General features: G+C 64.8%; 14 protein-coding genes. 5 read left to right on the top strand and 9 right to left on the bottom strand.

Annotation, left to right across the window (positions count from 1 at the left end; genetic code table 11):
• Window positions 1-167: 167 nt before the first annotated feature.
• A complete protein-coding gene (locus ACQR1I_RS23015; RefSeq protein WP_434868327.1) occupies window positions 168-932 on the top strand; it encodes a phosphorylase in 765 nt (254 codons plus the stop codon).
• Between the two features lie 244 nt (window positions 933-1176).
• On the opposite strand, the gene hpnH is transcribed toward ACQR1I_RS23015, so the two are convergent.
• Window positions 1177-2325, bottom strand: a complete 1149-nt coding sequence (hpnH, locus tag ACQR1I_RS23010; protein ID WP_434868328.1) for an adenosyl-hopene transferase HpnH — start codon at window positions 2323-2325, stop codon at window positions 1177-1179.
• Between the two features lie 34 nt (window positions 2326-2359).
• Complete coding sequence (gene ispH / locus ACQR1I_RS23005) at window positions 2360-3286, bottom strand: 4-hydroxy-3-methylbut-2-enyl diphosphate reductase (protein WP_434868329.1); 927 nt, start codon at window positions 3284-3286, stop codon at window positions 2360-2362.
• Between the two features lie 493 nt (window positions 3287-3779).
• On the opposite strand from ispH, the gene ACQR1I_RS23000 reads away from it, so the two are divergent.
• The gene (locus ACQR1I_RS23000; protein WP_434868330.1) at window positions 3780-6368 is read left to right on the top strand and encodes an MMPL family transporter; all 2589 of its coding nucleotides are present in this window, start codon (window positions 3780-3782) and stop codon (window positions 6366-6368) included.
• Between the two features lie 73 nt (window positions 6369-6441).
• On the opposite strand, the gene ACQR1I_RS22995 is transcribed toward ACQR1I_RS23000, so the two are convergent.
• Entirely contained in the window at window positions 6442-7083 is a 642-nt protein-coding gene (locus ACQR1I_RS22995) for a DUF2147 domain-containing protein (protein WP_434868331.1), read from the bottom strand.
• Window positions 7084-7184: 101 nt separating this feature from the next.
• Here ACQR1I_RS22995 and hpnO point away from each other — a divergent pair, with 101 nt between their 5' ends.
• The gene (gene hpnO / locus ACQR1I_RS22990) at window positions 7185-8576 is read left to right on the top strand and encodes an aminobacteriohopanetriol synthase HpnO (protein WP_434868332.1); all 1392 of its coding nucleotides are present in this window, start codon (window positions 7185-7187) and stop codon (window positions 8574-8576) included.
• Window positions 8577-8974: 398 nt separating this feature from the next.
• Here the strand turns inward: hpnO and ACQR1I_RS22985 are convergent, their stop codons facing one another.
• The 4 genes from ACQR1I_RS22985 to ACQR1I_RS22970 form a co-directional block, all read right to left on the bottom strand.
• Window positions 8975-9763, bottom strand: a complete 789-nt coding sequence (locus ACQR1I_RS22985; RefSeq protein ID WP_434868333.1) for an anti-sigma factor family protein — start codon at window positions 9761-9763, stop codon at window positions 8975-8977.
• Window positions 9760-10314, bottom strand: coding sequence for a sigma-70 family RNA polymerase sigma factor (locus tag ACQR1I_RS22980; RefSeq protein ID WP_434868455.1), 555 nt, complete (start codon window positions 10312-10314; stop codon window positions 9760-9762). The genes ACQR1I_RS22985 and ACQR1I_RS22980 overlap by 4 nt, the downstream gene beginning before the upstream one ends.
• Window positions 10315-10411: 97 nt before the next feature.
• Complete coding sequence (locus ACQR1I_RS22975) at window positions 10412-10747, bottom strand: cupredoxin domain-containing protein (protein ID WP_434868334.1); 336 nt, start codon at window positions 10745-10747, stop codon at window positions 10412-10414.
• An 11-nt stretch (window positions 10748-10758) separates the two neighbouring features.
• Window positions 10759-11703 (bottom strand): metallophosphoesterase family protein, encoded by a 945-nt coding sequence (locus ACQR1I_RS22970; protein WP_434868335.1) that lies wholly within the window; start codon window positions 11701-11703, stop codon window positions 10759-10761.
• Window positions 11704-11922: 219 nt separating this feature from the next.
• Here ACQR1I_RS22970 and ACQR1I_RS22965 point away from each other — a divergent pair, with 219 nt between their 5' ends.
• The gene (locus ACQR1I_RS22965) at window positions 11923-13095 is read left to right on the top strand and encodes an acyltransferase family protein (RefSeq protein WP_434868336.1); all 1173 of its coding nucleotides are present in this window, start codon (window positions 11923-11925) and stop codon (window positions 13093-13095) included.
• A 257-nt stretch (window positions 13096-13352) separates the two neighbouring features.
• Here ACQR1I_RS22965 and ACQR1I_RS22960 read toward each other — a convergent pair whose 3' ends face one another.
• On the bottom strand, window positions 13353-13547 hold the full coding sequence (locus ACQR1I_RS22960; RefSeq protein WP_434888843.1) for a hypothetical protein: 195 nt from the start codon (window positions 13545-13547) through the stop codon (window positions 13353-13355).
• Window positions 13548-13568: 21 nt separating this feature from the next.
• On the bottom strand, window positions 13569-15188 hold the full coding sequence (locus ACQR1I_RS22955; protein ID WP_434868337.1) for a GMC family oxidoreductase: 1620 nt from the start codon (window positions 15186-15188) through the stop codon (window positions 13569-13571).
• A 187-nt stretch (window positions 15189-15375) separates the two neighbouring features.
• On the opposite strand from ACQR1I_RS22955, the gene ACQR1I_RS22950 reads away from it, so the two are divergent.
• Window positions 15376-16545, top strand: coding sequence for a M20 aminoacylase family protein (locus ACQR1I_RS22950; protein ID WP_434868338.1), 1170 nt, complete (start codon window positions 15376-15378; stop codon window positions 16543-16545).
• Window positions 16546-16568: the final 23 nt, after the last annotated feature.

The raw sequence follows: 16568 nt of genomic DNA, 5'->3' as shown, positions 1-16568 counted from the left end.
TCGTGTGCGGGTGCAGTGCGGCGCAAACGGGGTTTCCTCGCGGATTTTTTCTGCGTAATCCTCGGTTTGCTAAGGTCTTTCCGCTCTGGCGCCGCCGCGGTTGAGGCTTGGAACATGAGACGGAGACGTCGGCACACGGCGTCCCGATAGGTGTCAGGGGTCGGATTGTGAAGTTGGGGATGGGGGACGAAATGTCCGCGGATCGCCCCATTGATCCGCGGCCGGTCTTGGTCGTGACTGGTCTGGTGCAGGAAGCCCGCATTGCTGCTGGGCCCGGCATGATGGTCATTTGCAGCTCGAGCGATCCGAAACAGTTGCGCTCGCTGCTCACCGTGTTCGATCCCACCTCGATCCGTGGTGTCGTCAGCTTCGGCGTCGCCGGTGGCCTCGATCCCAGCCTCAAGGCGGGCGACATCGTCGTAGCCACGGAGGTCACTGCGGGCGATGCCCGCTGGCTGTCGGGATTGTCTCTTCGCGAAGAGCACATTGCCCGCGCCGCCCTGAAGAAGCGCCGCGTGGTGCGTGGCGTGCTCGCCGGCGCCGAGGAAGTGGTGGTGGCGAAGGCCCGCAAGGCGGCGCTGCGGATGAAGACGGGCGCTGCCGCGGTCGACATGGAGAGCCACATCGCCGCCGCTTACGCCGCCGAATACGGACTGCCATTCGCCGCGCTGCGCGTGATCTCCGATCCGGCCCACCGCACCCTGCCGTCGCTCGCCAAGGACGCGATCAAGCCGAACGGCGACATCGACCTGCCGATGATCCTGCGCGGCGTCGCCCGCAATCCGGCCGTGCTGGGTGGCCTGGTGTCGACCGGCATCGAGTTCAACCGCGCTCTGCGCTCGCTCCGCGGCGCCCGCGATCTGCTGCTGAGCGGCCTGCTGGCGGCGGAGCATTTCCTCGAGCGAGAGACGCTGGCTGCGGCCGAGGCGTGAGGAACCTGACGTTCCGCGAGCGACGGGCACCGGTCAATTGATGTGCACGGCGTTCGCAACCAACGACGCTATTGATTAGTTGCGCCGTCATGCCCGGGCTTGTCCCGGGCATCCACGTCGTTCTGATGATGTCGAGCGACGTGGATGGCCGGGACAGGCCCGGCCATGACGACGTGGGGACAATCGAAAACAAAAAAGGCCGCCGATTGCTCGGCGGCCTTTTTGCTGTTTGTTGATCGTCCGATCAGGCCGCCGTCGAGGCCTTCTGCTGCGCCTCGACAGCTTCGTCGCGGCGGATCTCGGAGAGGCGCTTCTGCACCTCGGAGGAGAACACGTACTGCGCCGGGCGCTGCTTGGAGAGGTCGATCTCCGGGGCCATCGGGCCTTCGGTCTTGATCCCGCGCATCGAGACCATCATCGCCTTGATCGGGTTGCTCAGCGCCGCGTTGGCGGCGGTGGCCTCGTAGCCGCAATGCGCCATGCAGTCGGCGCACTTCTCGTACTTGCCGGTGCCGTAGGAGTCCCACTCGGTGGTCTCCATCAGCTCCTTGAAGGTCTTGGTGTAGCCTTCGCCGAGCAGATAGCAGGGCTTCTGCCAGCCGAAGATGTTGCGCGCGGGCATGCCCCACGGCGTGCACTCGAACTCCTGGTTGCCGGCGAGGAAGTCGAGGAAGAGGCCGGAATGCATGAAGTTCCACTTCTTGCCCTTGCCGAGCGCAAAGACGTCGCGGAACAGCTGCTTGGTCTTGGTGCGGTTCAGGAAGTGCTCCTGGTCCGGCGCGCGCTCATAGGCATAGCCGGGCGACATCGTCACGCCGACGCCGAGCTCGGTCGTGAAGTCTAGGAACTTGGCGATCTCTTCCGCCGGATGGCCGTCGAACACGGTGGCGTTGACGTTGACGGTGAAGCCGCGGGCCTTGGCGGCCTTGATCGCGGAGACGGCGCGGTCGAACACGCCCTTCTGCGACACTGCCTTGTCGTGGTGATCGCGCAGGCCGTCGAGATGCACCGAGAAGAACAGATAGGGCGACGGCTCGAACAGATCGAGCTTCTTCTCGAGGAGCAGTGCGTTGGTGCAGAGCGAGACGAACTTCTTGCGCGCGACCAGGCCGCGCACGATCTCGCCGATCTCCTTGTGGATCAGCGGCTCGCCGCCGGGGATCGCGACCATCGGCGCGCCGCACTCGTCGGCGGCGTCCCAGCATTCCTGCGCGCTCATGCGGCGGTTGAGGATCGCATCGGGATAGTCGATCTTGCCGCAGCCGGCGCACGCCAGGTTGCAGCGGAACAGCGGTTCGAGCATCAGCACGAGCGGATAGCGTTTCCGGCCGAGAAGCTTCTGCTTCATCAGATAGGCCCCGATACGCAGTTCCTTATGGAAGGGGATTGCCATTACGTCTCTTCTTTCTGGACCAAACGAGGAGCGATCAACCCGCGACCAATTCGGCCGGCAGGCGGAATTCGATGTTTTCTTCCCGCCCCGGGACCACCGCGACCTCGACCGGTCCGATGCGCCGCAGGGCCTTGATGACGTCGTCGACGAGCACTTCCGGAGCCGAGGCGCCGGCCGTGATGCCGACGGCCTTGGCCTGCTTCAGCCAATCCGGGTTGAGCTCGCTGCCATCTGCGATCAGATAGCTGTCGACGCCGGCCTCGGTGCCGATCTCGCGCAGCCTGTTCGAGTTGGAGCTGTTGGCGGCGCCCACCACCAGGATGACGTCCACCAGCTTGCTTAAGTCCCTTACCGCAGATTGCCGGTTTTGTGTCGCATAGCAGATATCCCGGATATCGGGACCTTGAAGGTCTGTAAAGCGGGCCTGAAGGGCCGAAATGATGTCCTTGGTGTCGTCCACGCTCAGAGTGGTCTGGGTGATATAGGCCATCGGGGTATCGAATGGCAGGGGCAGGGCGGCCACCTCGGCCACGTTCTGCACGAGGTACACCGGTCCGGGAACCTGGCCCATGGTTCCCTCGACCTCGGGATGGCCGGCATGGCCGATCAGGACCAGGGTACGGCCCTTGGACATGTAACGCTTGCCCTGGTTGTGGACCTTGGTCACCAGCGGGCAGGTTGCATTGAGCACCGGGAGGCCGCGGGCGGCTGCCTCTTCCTCGACCGTCCGGGCCACGCCATGGGCGCTGAACACGGTGACGGCGCGCGGCGGCACGTCCGAAAGGTTCTCGACGAAAACGGCGCCCTTGGCCTTCAGGCTCTCTACGACGTGCTTGTTGTGAACGATCTCGTGACGCACATAGACCGGCGGACCGTGCTTCTCCAGCGCGCGCTCGACGATCTCGATCGCACGCACGACACCTGCACAAAAGCCGCGCGGTTGCGCGAGATACACCTGCATTGGACGACGATCAGCCACGTTGCCTCACTTTCGACCTGCCGCCTCCTTGCGCGAGCGGTGCAATATCCGCACCAGGGTCAGTGCCCCAATTCGCCCGCTCATACGCATGGAAACGCAGGGCTTTGTGTCAAAAATCGAGCAGGGAGGAAAGCCGGTTTGCAAGTCGCTCGCATGTGATCGACGGCACATAAGCGAGAATTGGCTGGGGGTAATTTGGTAATTGTAATTTAGATTAATTAATTGAGGAGGTTAGGCTCTCACTCGTTCGTCACTTTACCGCCGAGAACAGCCGCTATATCAGGCCGCTTCGATGGTTCCGTCCATCATTCGACCTGATTTGCTGTTCACGGACCAGCCGCGTTCTCACGCGAAACGGTTCACGGGCGGGTCGGACCTCGCCTAGGACTTGCGCCCCGAGCTCGGCTCTGGCCAGGGAACTCCGTCATGGCGCGGACGTTTCCGCCCAGCTCACTGAAAATTAGAAAGACAAGAAGTGCTGACAACGATTGTCGTCTCCATCGTCAAGGCCTGCACACGATTTGCGTGGCCGACGTTGATTGCGGGCCTCCTTCTGTCGGTTGCCGCCGGGGTCTACACGGCCGGCCATTTCGCCATCAATACTGACATCAACAAGCTGATCTCCCCCGAGCTCGATTGGCGCAAGCGCGACCAGCAATATGAGCAGGCGTTCGATCGGGACCGCATGATCCTCGGCGTGGTCGAGGCGGCGACGCCGGAGCTGACCGGGGTTGCGGCAGACGCGCTCGCCAAGAAGCTCAAGGACGACACCAAGAACTTCTCCTCGGTCGAGTTGCTCGGCGGCGGCGAGTTCTTCGCCAAGAACGGCCTGCTGTTTCTGCCGACCGACGAGGTGAAGCAGCTCACCGGCCAGTTCGCAGCGGCGGCGCCGCTGATCGAGATCATGGCCGGCGATCCCTCGATCCGCGGCCTGACCGGCGCGCTCGAAACCGGCCTCTCAGGCGTCAAGCGCGGCCAGGTCGAGCTCGACAGCACCGCGCGCCCGTTCGACTACATCTCGCAGACCGTCGAGACCGTGCTCGACAAGGGCGATGCGACCTTCTCCTGGCGCCAGCTGATCTCGGACAAGCCGCTCACCGACAGCGACAAGCGCGCCTTCATCCAGTTCAAGCCGATCCTCGACTACCAGGCGCTGGAGCCCGGCAAGGCGGCGACCGATGCGATCCGCCAGGCCGCAGCCGACCTGGATTTCCCGAACCGCTTCCACGCTCGCGTCAGGCTGACCGGTCCGGTGCCGATCGCCAACGAGGAATACGCCACCGTGCAGGAGGGCGCCGTCGTCAACGGCATCGGCACGGTCGTCGTGGTGCTGATCATCCTGTGGCTGGCGCTGCATTCGGCCAAGATCATTTCGGCCGTGTTCATCAACCTGTTCATCGGCCTTGCCATCACCACCGCGGTCGGCCTGATGATGGTCGGCTCGCTCAACCTGCTGTCGGTCGCGTTCGCCGTGCTGTTCATCGGCCTCGGCGTCGATTTCGGCATCCAGTTCAGCGTCCGCTACCGCTCCGAGCGGTTCAAGAACGACAACCTGCCGGAGGCGCTCGCCGAAGCCGCCAGCCGCTCGGCGGTGCCGCTGTCGCTCGCGGCGATGGCAACGGCTGCCGGTTTCCTGTGCTTCCTGCCGACCGACTACAAGGGCATCTCCGAGCTCGGCGCCATCGCCGGCGCCGGCATGATGATCGCCTTCCTGTCGTCGATCACGGTGCTGCCGGCGCTGTTGAAGATCCTCAATCCGCCCGGCGAGAAGGAGCCGGTCGGCTACGCCTTTCTGGCGCCGGTCGATGACTTCCTCGAGAAGCACCGCGTGCCGATCATCGTCGGCACGCTCGGCCTGGTCATCGCCGGCCTGCCGCTGCTGTATTACATGAAGTTCGACTTCAACCCGATGAACCTGCGCAATCCGCACGCCGAGTCGATCGCCACCTATCTCGACCTGCGCAAGGATCCGAACACCGGCGCCAACGCCATCGACGTGTTGACCCGGTCGGAGACCGACGCCAAGGCGATCGAGGCCAAGCTGGAGAAGCTGCCGGAAGTGGCGCGCGTGATGTCACTCGACAGCTTCGTGCCCGAGGATCAGCCGACCAAACTCAAGCTGATCGCGCAGGGCGCGAAGGTTTTGGGTCCTGCGCTCAATCCGGATCAGGTCGATGCCGCGCCGACCGACAAGGAGAATGTCGAGGCGCTGAACTCGACCGTCGACAATCTCCGGCGCACGGCGGGCGACGCCAAGGGCCCGGGCGCGGTGGCGTCACGGCGCCTGGCCGACGCGCTCGCCAAGCTCGCCGGCGCCAGCGAGGCGGTCCGCAACAAGGCGCAGGACGTGTTCGTCGAGCCGTGGAAGATTACGCTGACTCAGCTCAGCGCCACCCTGCAGGCGCAGCCGGTGACGCTGGCCAATTTGCCACCGGAGCTGGTGTCGCAGTGGAAGAGCAAGGACGGCCTGATTCGCGTCGAGGCGCAGCCGAAGGGCGACCCGAACGACAACGACAATCTCAGGCGGTTCGCCAATGCCGTGCTGACGGCCGAGCCCAATGCGATCGGTGGTCCGGTCTCGATCCTCAAATCCGGTGATACGATCGTGAAGGCGTTCATTCACGCCGGCATCTATTCGCTGGTCGTGATCAGCCTGCTTCTGTGGGTGACGCTGCGCCGCTTCTCCGACGTGCTGATGACGCTGGTGCCGCTGCTGGTTGCCGGCGCCGTCACGCTCGAGATCTGCGTGCTGATCAAGCTGCCGCTGAACTTCGCCAACATCGTCGCGCTGCCGCTGCTGCTCGGCATCGGTGTGGCGTTCAAGATCTACTACGTGGTGGCGTGGCGCGGCGGCCGCACCAACCTGCTGCAGACCAGCCTGACCCGGGCGATCTTCTTCAGCGCGCTGACGACGGCGACGGCGTTCGGCAGCCTGTGGCTGTCGAGCCATCCGGGCACATCCAGCATGGGCAAGCTGCTGGCGCTGTCGCTGGTGACGACGCTCGCCGCCGTGCTGCTGTTCCAGCCGGCGCTGATGGGCAAGCCGCGCGAGGTCAAGGAGTAGGGCGTTCCCCGCAGGGATCATCGACTACAAAAAAGCGGCCGAGCGATCGGCCGCTTTTGTTTTGTGCATCCGGTCAGCGGATGGTTGCGCCGTCTCGTTGAGCGCGGGCGATCTCGGGAATCAGGCAGATATCGCCGATCTGATCAGCCGGCTTCTGGCCAGGCTTCGCAGCGGCCGTGGCCGCGCCGGTCGTCGTTTTCGCGCCGGAAGCAGGGGCGGGCGTGATTGGTTTCTGCGTACCTTTAGCCATGCTGTTCACGGGGCTCGACGGGATCGGCGGGCCGACCCGCGTCCAGGTCTCGCCGCCGCACAGGAAGCCGAGCACGCAACCTTTGATCTCCAGATGGTCGGCATCCATCGGGGTAATCGTGGAGCTGTAGAGCTGACCGTCCTTGGCGTTGTAGACTTGACCTTCCCACGCCTCGGCATCCGCCTTCTTCTTCATGTCGATCAGGATCGGCATGCCGAGCGTCGGCCGGCTCTGCTTGGCGGCATCCGGGTTATTGCTGTCACGCCCGCCGGGGGTCTTTTCCCAGGCCACGACGCCCCACATGCTGCCATTGCATTGTGCGACTCGGATGTTTGCGACACCGTCTGCCACCCGCCACTCACCGGTCGGGTCGGCTGCGAGCGCAGAAGAAATTCCTGCTGCGAACAAAACGCCCGAATATGCTATCATTGTCGTCAGCGTGAGGTATTTGGAGCGATGCAACATTGGCTGAAACCCGTGCTTGCTTTGATGGTGCGAATGAGGGCAAAACGCCGCATTGCGCGTTTTCAGTTGACGAAACGTCTCTCAACCGAAGTATGTAGCTGATGCTAAAACCAAATCTAGACGTTTCCGAGATGTTTGTGGAGCGCCAATCGCAGCGCAGCACGATGCACTCTCGGCATCTGAACGAGCAGTTGGTTCGCGTTCTCAAGACGATCGGATATGACGTCGGGTTCCAAAAGGGACAAGGGCAGTATCTCTACGATCGCGACGGGGCCCGCTATCTCGACCTGCTGAGCGGTTTTGGTGTCTTCGCAATCGGCCGCAACCATCCGACGCTTCGTGACGCACTGAAGAGTGTCCTCGACAGCGATCTTCCAAATCTCGTCCAGCTCGACGTGTCCACCCTGGCGGGAGTTCTTGCCGAACGTCTGCTGGAATATGTCCCATACCTGGACAAGGTGTTCTTTGCCAATTCGGGCGCCGAGACCGTGGAAGCCGCGATCAAATTCGCGCGCGGTGCGACCGGCCGTCCCGGCATCGTCTATTGCGGGCACTCCTATCACGGCCTGACCTACGGCGCGTTGTCGCTGACCGAGGATCCCAACTTCCGCAGCGGCTTCGAGCCGCTGCTGCCGGGTTGCACTGCTGTCCCGTTCAACGATCTTGCGGCGCTCGAGCAGGCGCTGTCCTCGCGTGAGATCGCCGCCTTCATCGTTGAGCCTATCCAGGGCAAGGGCGTCAACATGCCCTCCGACGAGTTCCTGCCGGGCGCCGCCGCGCTGTGCAAGAAGTACGGCTCCATCTTCATCGCCGACGAGATCCAGACCGGGATGGGCCGCACGGGGCGGTTCCTCGCGGTAGAACATTGGAACGTCGAGCCCGACATGGTGCTGCTGTCGAAGGCGCTGTCGGGTGGCCACGTGCCGGTCGGCGCGCTGCTGACGCGCAAGGCGATCTTCGACAAGATCTTCAACCGCATGGATCGCGCGGTCGTGCACGGCTCGACCTTCGCCAAGAACGATCTCGCGATGGCCGCAGGCATCGCGACGCTCGAGGTGATGAAGGCCGAGAAGCTGGTCGAGGCCGCCGCCAAGCGCGGCGCCGAATTGCGCCTGGCGTTGACGCGGATGGTGCCGGGCTATGAGCTGCTCAAGGAAGTGCGTGGCAAGGGCCTGATGATCGGCGTCGAGTTCGGGCCACCGAAGTCGCTCCGGTTGAAGGCCTCCTGGAACGTGCTGGAGAGCGCCAACAAGGGCCTGTTCTGCCAGCTGATCACGGTGCCGCTGTTCAAGGATCACAAGATCCTGACCCAGGTCGCCGGCCACGGCCTGCACACCATCAAGCTGCTGCCGCCTCTGACCATCACGGAAGAGGACTGCGCCTGGATCGAGCGCGCCTTCGACGACGTGATCGCCCAGAGCCACAAGGTCCCCGGAGCGATCTGGTCGCTCGGCAAGACCCTGGTCGACAACGCGATCAGGAAGTCGGCCTAGCCGGATCAGCGGGATCGGCGGCCCATGATGGGCGTTACGTACGGTAGTGTTATTAGTTGTCGTACTAGGCCGATAATGTCCAAGCTGAACCGCGTGCTGGTTGTCGGGATCGCGCTGACGGCGCCTGCGTCCCCGCTGGCCGCCGATCCAAGAGATGATTGCAGCGGTCGCTGCGAACGGAACGCAGCCGCAGACCGCCAGTCCTGTGCGGAGCTCCCTCTCAATCCATCGTGCAGGGTCGTCGTTGAGAAGAACAGGCTGCGCTGTCTCGACTATTGCGAGCGGACCTATCCCGGCACGCCCGGTCAGCCCTCTGCTCCGCCGAGCGGCGACAAGATCTGAGGCCGGACCGGCTCTGGGCTCCAAGATCCAAGCACGCGCGGCGAGCCATGTCAGCGCTACCCCTCCTTGTTGGCCCGCATCGCAGTTTCGAACCGCTCGCCGAACTCGCCGAGCTCGTCGGCGCCCAAATCGCTGATCGCCCAGTAGTTCAGGCCGCCGGCGCGCCAGCTGCGGATGTTGAAGCCCTGAAGCGTCCCGGTCGTTGCCGGCCGTTGATCGGTGCGCGATGTCTGCGCGACGAACAGATTGATCACGTGCTGGCGGCGGCGATAGACCACCGCGCCGATCGCGCGCGCATCGACGTAGTCGAGCCGGCCGCCAACCAGCGTGAAGCCCTGCGCCGTCAGATCGATCACCGGAGGCGCGACGTCGAGCTTGCCGTTGAACCACGGCTTGACGGTGTGCTGATCGGTCGAGATCACGTCGGTCAGGTGCCCGGCCTGCAGCGAGCGCAGATGCGCCGAGACGATCTCGGCCTCGATCCGCTGCTGATCGTCATTGCGCAGCACGATCGCGACCAGACCGGTGGCGGCCAGCGCCGACACGGCGGACCCGATGGCAAAACCCTTGAGCAGCGAGCGGCGGCTTGGCGCAGCGGTGAACGGCGCGACATTGGCCGGCTGGGCTGGCGGCAGCGCCGCGTCGATCGACTGGCGCAGCGTGGAAGGCGCCTTGAACGTCAGATCAGCGCGGGCGAGCATTTCTTTCATCTCGCGGATGCCGGCGAGCTCGGCGGCGCAACGGGTACAGCCGGCGATATGGGCCTCGACCTCTCGGGCATGGCCGGCGTCGAGCTCGCCATCGGCCAGCGCGTGGATGAGGATCTCGGCTTCGTCACAGGTCATGGCTTCGGCTCCTCCTGCGCGAGCCAGGCAGTGCGCAACATGGCGCGGGCGCGGGCCAGCCGCGACATCACGGTGCCGACCGGCACGCCGGCGGCTTCCGCGATCTCGCGATAGGACAGGTTGTTGATCTCGCGCAGCACGAACGTCTCGCGAAACGGCTCGGCCAGCGTCTCGATCATGTGCTGGATGGCGGAGGCATCGCGCTCGCGCAGCACGGCGCGCTCCGGCGTCTCAGTGCTCTCCTGCCACAGCGGCGGCTGCTCGGCTGCCTCGGGCGCATCGTCGAGCGCCTTGACCGGCGCGTGGGCGCGCCGTGCGAATTCGGCATGGCAGACGTTGCGCAGGATCGCGAACAGCCACGGCTTCATGGCGGGACCGCGATACGTGTCGAAATGCTTGAACGCGCGCAGATAGCAATCCTGCACGGCGTCCTCGGCGTCGGCCGGATTGCGCAGCAAATAGCGCGCCAGCGTATAGACGTCGTCGAGATGGGGCAGCGCCGCCTCGCGGAAGCGCCGCGCCCTCTCCGGATCGTCAGGCGATGGTGTCACCGGGGTTCCTTCCGGATCGGTTCGCGGCATCACGGCCGGGCTGGCGGCGCGATGCCGGCCCGGCCACGACGCTGTTCTCATGCCCTGGTTCACGGCGCTACTCAACCTTCACCATCCCCGTCATGTGCGGATGCAGTGAACAAAAGTACTTGTAGTCGCCACTCGCAGCGAAGGTGAACGAGAAGCTGTCGTCGGTGTCGAGCGCTTTCGACCTGTATTTTCCGGCTGACACCACCGTGTGCGGAATGTCGTCATGGTTGGTCCAGGTCACGGTGTCGCCGACCTTCACGGTCACTTCCGCCGGCGTGAAGGTGAAGTTGTCGATGGTGACCTTGATGGTCTCAGCGCGCAGCGGCGTCGTGCCGAGCATCAGCAGGGTGGCCATGAGGGCGAGGCGGACGCCTCGACCCGGCAATACGATCTTCGTCGTCATATGGCAGTCCTTCAACCGGCGAGCGGCGTGTCGATGATCGCGAGCCGCTCCGCTCCGACCTTGAAGTCGATGCTGGCGATGCCAAGCAGGCTGCGCAGCCTCGTATCCTCGACCTTCATCGGGCCGGGCGAGGGCGCGGTTCCCGGTGCCGGCTGCGGGAAGGCGGTGGAGCGTGCGGTGTGGAAGGTGACGTTGCCTTCGACCTTCTGCATCACCTGATGGATGTGGCCGTTCAACACCGTCACCGAGCCGAAGCCTTTGAGATAATCCAGCGCTCGGCCGCCATCCTCGGTGCCCCAGCCCCATTCCGGATACACCGTCCACAGCGGGATGTGCGCGAACACCACGATCGGCGTCGACCGCGAGCGGCCCTTGAGGTCCTGCTCGAGCCAGGCGAGCTGCTCGGCGCCGAGATTGCCGAGGCCGCCGGCCTTGAGGTCGACGACGTTGACGAGCCCGATGAAGTGCACGCCGTTGGCGTCGAACGAATACCAGCCGGCGCCGCGCGTGCCCTTGCCGTAGCGCTCCTTGTAGAGCTTGACGTCCTCGTCGAGGAAATCGTGCTCGCCCGGCACGTAGTGCACGTCGAGCCGCGACTGCGAGATGATGCGGTCGGCATCGTCGAACTCGGCCGCCTTCGACAGATGCGAGATGTCGCCGGTGTGGATCATGAAGGCCGGCTTCATCGGCATCGCCTTGATCCGGTTGATGGCTTCTTCGAGGGTGCCGATCGCATTGGGATTGGCCGGCTTGTCGAAGCCGACATGGCTGTCACTGATCTGCAGGAAGGTCAGGCCGGAGGCGGCCTGCTCGGCGGCCTTGGCCGCATCGACCAGGCCCAGCGAGCGCGGCACGCCGCCAGTGAGGGTCCAGAGCACACCGGTGCCGGCCCATGTCATGCATTCCAACACCTTGCGGCGGCTGACGCCGTTCTCGTCATGATCGTCCAGGCTCATCGTCCTCTCCCATGGCCCGTGGTCGGGCGTGCAGAGGAGAGCGGCGATGGCGACGTTTTATTCCCGGCTTCTGACGATGAAGAAGCGATGACGTGTTCGTGATCGTGTCGGCAATGGCCGGCGGCTGCGGTGTTCACGCAGGATGTGGGCGTAGTGGTACGCGAGGAATATAAGCGGCGCGCTGCGCTGGCAGCGGCGGATGACATGGATGCGACGTCGATGCATGAGCGTGTGAACCCAACGCAGCAACGCGTGGAGACGGCGGCCGATCGGATCGTACCGCTCGACCGCGCCAGGACCTTCATCACGCTCTCGGTCGTGCTCTACCACTCCGCGATCAACTACACCTATTTCGGCCAGGGCGGCGACCGCATGCACTGGCTCGGCTTCGACCTGGTCGCGCTGTTCAACGACAGCTACTTCATGTCGTGCATGTTCTTCATCTCCGGCCTGTTCGTGCCGGCGAGCCTCGAGCGGCGAGGGGCTCCTGATTATCTCTGGCGCCGCGTGCTGCGGCTGGGCATCCCCTATGTCGTCTCGATCTTCGCGATCATGCCGGTCGCCTATTATCGCTACTACGTGGCGGAGGACACTTTCACCGCGGTGTGGTGGCGCATGATCAGCGAGGGACCATGGCCGTCGGGCTCGGCCTGGTTTCTCGGCGTGCTGCTGATCTTCGACATCGTGGCCACGCTGGTTGGAGCGTGGGCGCCGCAGGCGATCGGCGCACTCGGGCGCTGGGCCGGCACCTTGCTGCGCTCGCCAGTCACGGGATTCCTGATCTTTCTCGCCATTGCCAACGTGGCCTATCTGCCGCCGCATCTCGGCTTCGGCGACGGCTTCTGGTTCATGCCCGGACATTTTCCGCTGCCGCTGCAGGCGAGCCGCGCGCTGCTCTATCCGACGTTCTTCGTGGCCGGATTGGCAATCGGCGCAGCTGATCTGCGGACCGGACCGTTCGCCGCCGATGGCGCGCTGGTGCAGCGCTGGGCGCTCTGGTTCGCTCTCTCCTATGGCTGCTACGCCATGATCCTGTTTCTCGCCTACGCCCATCACAACTGGATGGCCGACTTCGACTCGCCGCCGCTGTGGTGGCGCGCGGCCTATGGCAGCGCCGTGGCGAGCTTCTGCGCGGCGATGGCCTTCGGCGTCCCGACCTTCTTCCTGCGCTGGGCCAACGCGCCGCTTTCGCTGATGGACCGCATGCAGCCGTCAGCCTACGGCATCTACCTGCTGCACTTCCTGCCGCTGCTCTGGCTGCAATACCTGGTGTTCGATCCCGCGTGGCCGGCCGCGGTGAAGTTTTCGATCGTGCTGGTGGGAACGCTTTCTGTAAGCTGGCTGGCGGCCGTACTGCTGCGGCGAATTCCGCTGGTCAGGCGGATCGTTTGATCCGTTAACAGCGGGCTACGGTAGTCATCGCCTAGCTGATCGCAGCCCCGACTCTCAGAGTCTCACATACGAAGCGCAGTGCGAATTGATGCGCCCTCTCCCCTTGTGGGAGAGGGCATGTAAGACGGTGCAGCAAGCTCGGTTGGGTGAGGGGTATCTTTCCACGAGTCTTGCTCGCGGAGACATACCCCTCACCCAATCGCAAACGCGGATGGGCCGTACATGCCCTCTCCCACAAGGGGAGAGGGCGCTGTATCTCACAGCGTGTCTCTGCAAGCCATCGACGGTTCAAAATGCAGGCGCGAGAGCTCGGCGCCAATCCGTAGGGTGGGCAAAGGCGCGCCGTGATGCCAATGGTTCACGATCAGCTCGCGCGCGCCGTGCCCACCATTGCCGGGCGAGATTGTGGTGAGACGGTGGGCACGCGCCGCCTGCGGCGTCGCTTTGCCCACCCTACGATTCCAGCGCCTCTCTTACCGCGCATCCTCCAGAATCATCATCGCCGCCTTTTCCGCGATCATCGCCGTCGGCGTGTTGGTATTGCCCGAGGTGATGCTCGGCATGATCGAGGCGTCGGCGATGCGCAGGCGGTCGAGGCCGCGGAAGCGCAGACGTTCGTCAACGACGGCCATCGCATCATCCGTGGTGCCCATCTTCGCCGTGCCGACCGGATGGAAGATCGTGGTGCCGATGTCGCCGGCGGCCTTGGCCAGCGCGGCATCGTCGTCGCCGACGGACGGACCGGGCAGGTATTCCTCCGGTCTGTAGCCCGCGAGCGCGCTCTGCTTCATCAAGCGGCGGGTGACGCGGATGGCGTCGGCGGCGACCTGGCGGTCGTCGGCGGTCGCCAGATAGTTCGGCGCAATCGACGGCGCTTCGTCGAGCTTGGCCGAGCGGATCCGCACGGTGCCGCGCGAGGTCGGCCGCAGATTGCAGGCGCTGACGGTGATGGCAGGGAAGCGGTGCAAGGGATCGCCGAACTTGTCGAGCGACAGCGGCTGCACGTGGAACTGGATGTTGGCGCGGTCGCGCGTGCCATCCGAGCGCGTGAAGATGCCGAGCTGCGACGGCGCCATGGTCAGTGGTCCCCGGCGGCGGAAAGCGTAGTCGAGCCCCATCAGGCCGCGCTTGACCAGCGAGTAGTAGGTCTCGTTCAGCGTCTTCACGCCCGACACCTTGTAGATCGCCCGCTGCTGCAGATGGTCCTGCAGATTGCGCCCGACGCCGGGCTTGTCCATGACGACATCGATGCCGAGCTCGCCGAGCCAATCCGCGGGGCCGATGCCCGAGCGCTGCAGCACCTGCACCGAGCCGATCGAGCCGGCGCTCAGGATGACTTCACCTTTCGTGCGCGCGTCGATCGTCTCGCCATTCTGCTGAAAGCGGACGCCCACGGCGCGGCCGTTCTCCACGATCAGGCGATCGACCAGGACGTTGGTCTCCAGCCGCAGATTGGCGCGGTTCAGCGCCGGCTTGAGAAAGCCCCGCGCGGACGACCAGCGCCGGCCGCGCTTCTGGTTGACGTGGAAATAGCTGATGCCTTCATTGTCGCCGGTATTGAAATCGGGAATGCGGCGGATGCCCATCTGCTCGGCGGCGTCGCCGACCGCGTCCAGCACCGCCCAGGACAGCCGCGGCGCCTCGATCCGCCAGCCGCCGCCCGTTCCGTGGTGCTCGCTCTCGCCGAGGAAGTGGTCCTCCAGTTTCCGGAACACTGGCAGCACGTCGGAATAGGACCAGCCGGCAAGGCCGAGCTGGCGCCAATGGTCGTAGTCGGCGGCCTGGCCGCGCATCGAGATCATGGCGTTGATCGCCGAGCAGCCGCCGATCACCTTGCCGCGGGGATAGGCCAGCGAGCGGCCGTTCAGGCCGGGCTCGGCCTCGGTGCGAAACATCCAGTCGGAGCGGGGATTGCCGATCGCGAAGAGGTAGCCGACCGGAATATGGAACCAGATCCAGTTGTCACGGCCGCCGGCCTCGAGGATCAGCACCCGGGTGTTCGGATCGGCCGACAGCCGGTTGGCGAGGATGCAGCCGGCGGTGCCGGCGCCCACCACGATATAGTCGTATTCGCCCTCGAGCTGACGCGGCATCGGCATTTCCTTCCCATCGTTGGAAGGCTTTTAGTCAGCCGGGGCGGGGCCGGACAAGCGCCTCGTTCATGGCTGGTCGAGCAAGCCATGAGGCCGGTGCAATTCAGATCCTGCTCAGATCTTGGGCGGTGCGACTTTTGCATGCTACAATAGCTCAAACCTCTTTCTTGGAGTCACGAGCTTCCCCATGCCCATCGTCAACCGCGTCGCCGATCTGCAGCCCGATATCCAAGCCTGGCGGCGGGATATCCACTCGCATCCGGAACTGCTCTACGAGGTGCACCGGACCGCGGCCTTCGTCGCCGATCGGCTGCGCGAGTTCGGCTGTGACGAGGTGGTGACCGGTCTCGGCAAGACCGGCGTGGTCGGCGTCATCAAGGGCAACAAGCCTGGCCATGGCGACGTGAAGGTGCTGGGCTTGCGCGCCGACATGGACGCGCTGCCGATCGAGGAGGCGACCGGGCTGCCCTATGCCTCGAAGACCCCGGGCATGATGCATGCCTGCGGCCATGACGGCCACACCGCGATGCTGCTCGGCGCCGCGCGCTATTTCGCCGAGACCCGCAACTTCGCCGGCGAGGTCGCCGTGATCTTCCAGCCGGCCGAGGAGGGCGGCGCGGGTGCCGAGGCGATGATCAAGGACGGCCTGATCGACCGCTTCAAGATCGACCAGGTCTACGGCATGCACAACGGCCCGGGCCTGCCGGTCGGCGCCTTCGCGATCCGCCAAGGGCCGCTGATGGCCTCGACCGACGCCGTCGACATCACCATCGAGGGCCATGGCGGCCACGCCGCCAAGCCGCACAATTGCATCGACTCGCTGCTGGTCGGCGCCCAGCTGGTCACGGCGCTGCAGCAGATCGTGTCGCGCAGCGTCGATCCGCTGGAGGCGGCGGTGCTCTCGATCTGCGAATTCCACGCCGGCAATGCCCGCAACGTGATCCCGCAGAGCGCGGTGCTGCGCGGCACGGTACGGACGCTGACGCCGAAGGTGCGCGAACTGATGGAGAGGCGGGTGCGCGAGGTCGTCACCGGCGTCGCCCAGATGACCGGCGCCAAGATCGACCTGAACTATGCGCGCGGCTATCCGGTGGTCATGAACCATGCCGAGCAGACCGACATCGCCATCCGTGCCGCCAAGGAGGTTGCGGGCGATGCCAACGTGCACGAGATGCCGCCGATGATGGGCGGCGAGGACTTCGCCTACATGCTCGAAGCCCGCCCCGGCGCCTTCATCTTCGTCGGCAACGGCGACTCGGCCGGCCTGCACCACCCGGCGTATAATTTCAACGATGAGGCGATCGTCTACGGCACGTCGTTCTTCATCAAGGTGGTGGAGAACACGCTGGCGGCGTGAGGCGGCGGCATCCTTCTGTCGAA

Source organism: Bradyrhizobium sp. HKCCYLS2038 (genome assembly GCF_051167655.1).
Lineage (GTDB): Bacteria > Pseudomonadota > Alphaproteobacteria > Rhizobiales > Xanthobacteraceae > Bradyrhizobium.
The sequence above is the reverse complement of the archived record's forward strand: the minus strand, read 5'-3'. Positions and strand labels throughout refer to the sequence as shown.